The sequence below is a fragment of the Gammaproteobacteria bacterium CG11_big_fil_rev_8_21_14_0_20_46_22 genome, assembly GCA_002796245.1.
GTDB lineage: Bacteria > Pseudomonadota > Gammaproteobacteria > UBA12402 > UBA12402 > 1-14-0-20-46-22.
The window spans coordinates 58,908-64,412 of sequence record PCWT01000051.1; the positions used below are offsets into that span (position 1 = coordinate 58,908).

At 47.4% G+C, this 5,505-nt stretch carries 2 protein-coding genes, 1 tRNA gene and 2 pseudogenes (2 of these 5 running past the window's edge); 3 read left to right on the forward strand and 2 right to left on the reverse strand.

Annotation, left to right across the window (positions count from 1 at the left end; all coding sequences use genetic code 11):
• Positions 1-996 (reverse strand): annotated as a pseudogene (locus COV52_07075) (hypothetical protein) (it extends 66 nt beyond the left edge of the window).
• A 3-nt stretch (positions 997-999) separates the two neighbouring features.
• Positions 1,000-2,985: an excinuclease ABC subunit B gene (locus COV52_07080; protein ID PIR10801.1), complete on the reverse strand. Its 1,986-nt coding sequence runs from the start codon at positions 2,983-2,985 to the stop codon at positions 1,000-1,002.
• A gap of 46 nt (positions 2,986-3,031) precedes the next feature.
• On the opposite strand from COV52_07080, the gene COV52_07085 reads away from it, so the two are divergent.
• From COV52_07085 to COV52_07095, 3 genes and pseudogenes are all read left to right on the forward strand, one after another.
• Positions 3,032-4,225, forward strand: a complete 1,194-nt coding sequence (locus COV52_07085) for an aspartate aminotransferase (GenBank protein ID PIR10802.1) — start codon at positions 3,032-3,034, stop codon at positions 4,223-4,225.
• Positions 4,226-4,280: 55 nt separating this feature from the next.
• Positions 4,281-4,356 (forward strand) — tRNA-Asn (locus tag COV52_07090).
• A gap of 194 nt (positions 4,357-4,550) precedes the next feature.
• Positions 4,551-5,505: pseudogene (locus COV52_07095) on the forward strand (hypothetical protein); it runs 89 nt beyond the window's last position.

Sequence of the window (5,505 nt, forward strand, 5' to 3'; positions counted from 1 at the left end):
ATTGAACGCTTTGAGCAAACGGCAAAGGTCAATAATGTATTTCGGACGAAATTTAAAATTCGCGTGATCCAGCAACGGCGTGATCACCAATCGTGCATCGACCCCGTGCGATTGCAGCTCCTTGAATAAGGCTTGGCTTTCAGCCGGTGAAATCACATTGTCTGAAACGCTGTGCACTAACACCACACGTGCAGCAATATTAGACACATTCGACCAGCGCATAAAGGCTTCGTGCAAACCTTTAATTTCCCGATCGTAATGCGCCACTTGTAAAACACCCTGTTTAAAAATCGGGCGAATAAATTGTGTAACGCGGTCACGTTCGCCATGACTCAAGTGAGCAACATAATTCTCATACGCATTACTTTTGTGACCATTCTGATAGGCATCTTCAATGGCGCATGATAGCGCACGCCCGAGCACAATATCAGCTTCAACCACGGCTTTGGCAAAATTCTTAACCAAGATCAGCTTCGCGTACCGATCACGTGAAGGTTCACGTAAAATATCACCAAAGCAGGCGGAAGGGTTATTACAGCCGCCGATAATGAGCAAGGCTTTCACACGATCACGCACGCTATCTTGCGCAATCGCGCGGATACAAATTGAACCTGAAAAGGACGCTGTAAAAATACCGACAGTGCCTGAAGGCGCAAGATCATAATCATCGGTGACACATTGGATAACTTTAATTATCTCTTCAATCGAAGCCGTCTCGATAAGGCCCTGCTGAATACGCGGAAAATTTGGAATAACGGCACGATAACCACACATTGCCGCCGCACGTCCCAAGTCTTGCATACGCGGATCACGGTAGCCGTAAGGCGTCATGCCATGCACAAACAAGATCGTGCCCTTGGTCGTGACTTCACCTTCATAACGATCAGCCGCAAACCGCTGATCATTCATGCTTAACTCAATGGACTTAGGTAAGATTTTTTTATCCGGCTTTTGAAGGGCACGCAAAAAAGCCACCGACTGAAATAAAGACTCCATGCGCTAAATTACCTTTAATTGCTCTTTTAAATAATCAACCTCATCGCGCAAACTAGCCGCTTGTTCAAACTCGAGATTTTCGGCGTGTTGATACATTTGTTCTTCCAAGTGTTTTATCTTATCGGCCAATTCGCTCGCTGACAACACTTCACCATCGTTTAATAAGCCTTCTTTCTTCAAGGCTTCAGCTTTGGCCTCCATCACATCATGCACGGCTTTGATCACGCTTTTCGGGGTAATGCCATGCGCTTCGTTATAGGCTTGTTGTTTTTCACGGCGGCGATCGGTCTCATCCAGCGCTCGGCGCATGGAGCCTGTGATTTTATCGGCATATAAAATCGCTTTGCCGTGCACATTACGCGCAGCTCGTCCTATGGTTTGAATCAATGAGCGATCAGAGCGCAGAAAGCCCTCTTTGTCGGCATCTAAAATGGCCACCAAGGAGACTTCGGGCAAGTCCAGCCCCTCGCGCAATAAGTTAATACCGACCAAGACGTCAAATTTACCCAAACGCAGGTCGCGCAAAATCTCAACGCGCTCAACCGTGTCGATATCCGAATGCAGGTAACGCACACGCACCCCCTGCTCTAAGTAATACGTGGTTAAATCTTCCGACATTTTTTTGGTGAGCGTGGTCACGAGCACCCGCTCGTTTTTATCGGCTCGCAATTTGATTTCAGACAAAAGATCATCCACTTGTGACCCTACCGGACGTACTTCAACCGTAGGATCAATCAAACCCGTTGGGCGAACCACTTGCTCGACCATCTCCTGGCAGTGTTCACGCTCATAAACGCTAGGCGTGGCCGACACAAAGACTGTTTGTGGCGAGCGTTTTTCAAATTCTTCAAACTTCAAGGGTCGATTATCCAGGGCCGAAGGCAAGCGAAAACCGTATTGCACCAAGGTTTCTTTGCGGGAACGGTCGCCTTTAAACATCCCGCCAATTTGCGGCACGGTCACATGCGACTCATCAATGAATAACAGCGCATCGCTGGGCAAATAATCAAACAAGGTCGGTGGCGGCTCACCCGGCGCGGTGCCCGACAAATACCGCGAATAGTTTTCAATGCCTGAGCAATACCCGAGCTCTAACATCATTTCGATATCATACAGGGTGCGCTCACGCAGGCGCTGCTCTTCCACCAATTTTTGGTTTTCACGAAAATACGCCAAACGATCTTTAAGCTCGTCTTTCACATCTTCGATCATGTTCAAAATACGCTCACGAGGTGTGACGTAATGCGTTTTCGGGAAAATCGTCACGCGTGGCAGTTTTTGAATCACGCGACCAGTGAGTGGATCAAAACTGCTGATCGAATCAATTTCATCGCCAAACAACTCGACCCGTATCGCCTCATGATCATTCTCAGCTGGAAAGATATCGATGACATCACCGTTCACACGATAGGTACCGCGCGAAAATTCCACGGTGTTTCGCACATATTGCAGCTCTGCAAGCCGTCGCAAAATAAAACGCTGATCGCTGAAATCACCGCGACGCAAATGCATCACCATGCTCAAATACGCCTGCGGATCGCCCAAACCATAAATTGCTGACACCGTAGCTACGATAATCGTATCGCGCCGCTCTAGGATCGCCTTCGTTGCGGACAGGCGCATCTGCTCAATGTGTTCATTGATCGAGGCATCTTTTTGGATAAACGTATCACTTGATGGCACATACGCTTCAGGTTGGTAATAATCATAGTAAGAAACAAAATACTCCACAGCGTTATCGGGGAAAAACGATTTCATTTCGCCATAGAGTTGTGCCGCCAAAGTTTTATTCGGCGCCATAATAAGCGCCGGACGCTGACACGCCTCGATGACTTTCGCCATGGTAAATGTTTTACCGGAGCCGGTGACACCCAAAAGCGTTTGGTACATTTCACCGTCTTGGATACCTTGCAAAAGCGCATTGATCGCGCTAGGCTGATCGCCAGCCGGCTGAAACTTGGACACGGCGTGAAAAGGCTTGGCCTTCATGAAGTTTACTCAAACAAAACCGGTATTCTAACAACAGGAGCACAGCATGCAACTTTCTGATCGCGCCACCTCACTCAAACCCTCGGCCACCATCGCCACTGCCGCCAAAGCCCGCGAGCTCAAAGCCCAAGGTATCGACATCATCAGCCTGAGTATCGGTGAGCCTGATTTTTCGACACCTGAGCATATTTGTCATGCCGCCATCGCCGCGGTCAAGAATGAAAAGTGGCACCATTACCCGCCCGTTGATGGCCTAGCCGAGCTCAAACAAGCCGTGCAAGCCAAGTTCAAACGAGAAAATCAACTGGACTATACACTAGACGAAATTCTGGTGTCAGCCGGCGCAAAACATTCTATTTTCAATGCGTTACAGGCAGTAATCAATCCTTCTGATGAAGTTATCATTCCAGCGCCCTACTGGGTTTCTTACCCCGATATGACACAACTGGCCGGCGGCGTGCCGGTGATTATCGAGTCCGGCTTGACCAGCGGTTTTAAAATCACTGCCGAACAACTGCAAAAAGCCATCACCCCCAAAACCCGCGCCTTTTTCATCAACAGCCCATCCAACCCCACTGGCAGTGCCTACACACACGAAGAGCTGGCTGAACTGGGCGGCGTGTTACTCGAACACCCCGACATCATCGTTATCAGCGACGATATTTACGAACACATTTACTGGGCCAACGAACCTTTTTGCAATATCCTCAATGCCTGCCCTGCACTCAAAGATCGCACACTGATTATTAACGGTGCTTCTAAAGCCTATGCCATGACTGGCTGGCGCATTGGTTATATGGCAGGCCCTGCAGAAATCATTAAAGAAGCTAAAAAAATCCAGTCTCAATCCACTTCGGGTATTTGTACCATTGCGCAAGCCGCAGCGGTCGCCGCCCTAAACGGTGATCAAACTTGCCTTGCCGTCATGCGAGAAGCCTTTAAGGCCCGCCACGATTTAGTGACACGACGCATCAACACGATCGACGGCCTATCTTGCCGCCCCGCTGAAGGCGCGTTCTATTGCTTCTTTGATGCCAGTGATTTGATCACGCAATTAAACTTGGAAAACGACTTAGCACTCTGTGACTTTCTCATCGCCGAAGCCCGCGTGGCCTTGGTGCCGGGTACAGCTTTCGGTTTAAAAAACCATGTGCGCTTGTCTTATGCTGCGAGCGAGGACACGCTCAACGAGGCCATTGACCGCATAGAATCGGCGATTGATAACCACCTGAAAAAATAGGCAAAAGACGCTTGACCCCAAAAACGAGTATGCGTATTATTGCCGCTACCAATGCTCCTCGATAGCTCAGTTGGTAGAGCAAATGACTGTTAATCATTGGGTCGCAGGTTCGAGTCCTGCTCGAGGAGCCAATTTTTCAAAGACTTACGCCAGTAACTGCATACTCCCCAAAAATCGTGATTCTCCATCTTGCCAGCAGCTTGGCATTTTTTGAAAGCGTGCCAGCAGAAAAAACCTAGCATTTTTCCCGAGTGTTAAGAATTTCCTAATTTTTGGTGGTTATGATATTGCCTATCGATTTAGTTTTATAACCATTGGAGAGAGTGTGGCGAGTAATCTTAAGTTAAGTAAAGGTAATCAGCAATTATTAAATGAATGCCGGCAAGCACTGCAATGTGGTTATATCAGTAGCGCATTAGCAAAACGATTATACAAGGCGACTAATCCTGCAGGCCCTGATCATAAGGTATTACGCGCTGCAATTATGCAGTCTATTGGAGATACGCAGTCTATTGGAGAACAGGTTGAAAAAGTGTTTTTTCTTACGAAAGCATTATTTCTCGCTCAAGGCTCGACTGAACGTCGTATAGAGGATGCCTTGTTGCGGGCAGATGATCGTTTTGCTAATGAGTTATATAAGAAATATTATTCATTGATTAATAATCTTAGCGTTGATAGCTCATATAAATGGCGCCCTAGATTACAAGAATTACATCGCCTTGTTTTCGCTGATTTTTATCACAAAATGCCAGAGCAACAAAGTTTGCTAGAAAATATTGCACAGGCTGCGCTTGCTGCTGTTCTGACTACACTCAGTGAGAATGTTCAGGATAGTGAACCGGATAGTGAACTGGATAGTGAACTGGAAGCAGAAGATCCAATGACACAAGCTGAGGATCCTAAGACGCAACAGCGTGTTTTTCCAGAGAAAATTAGAACGAATATACCCCGCAGCTTCAGTCTTTTTTTTCCAGTAGAATCACCATACCTAACCCAACTATGGTTGCCAAAAAAAATACAATCCCGAATAAGTGAGCTAAAAACTGAAATAACTGCACTAAAGGCCCCAGCATGTTGTGCTTTGTTTGCTGCGAAGCGCCCTCATTTACGCCGTAAAAAAACAAAAAAGCTTTTTATGGAAAAAGTAAATACACTTTTAGAAAAGCGATCAAGAATTCTTTCGCTCGCGCCAGGGAGAGGCGAAGCCGACGGCGCGCAGCCCGCGGTAGCTGGCGATTTTCCGGAGAGCGTAGCGAGTCCTGAAAATCTTTCTGCCAGCG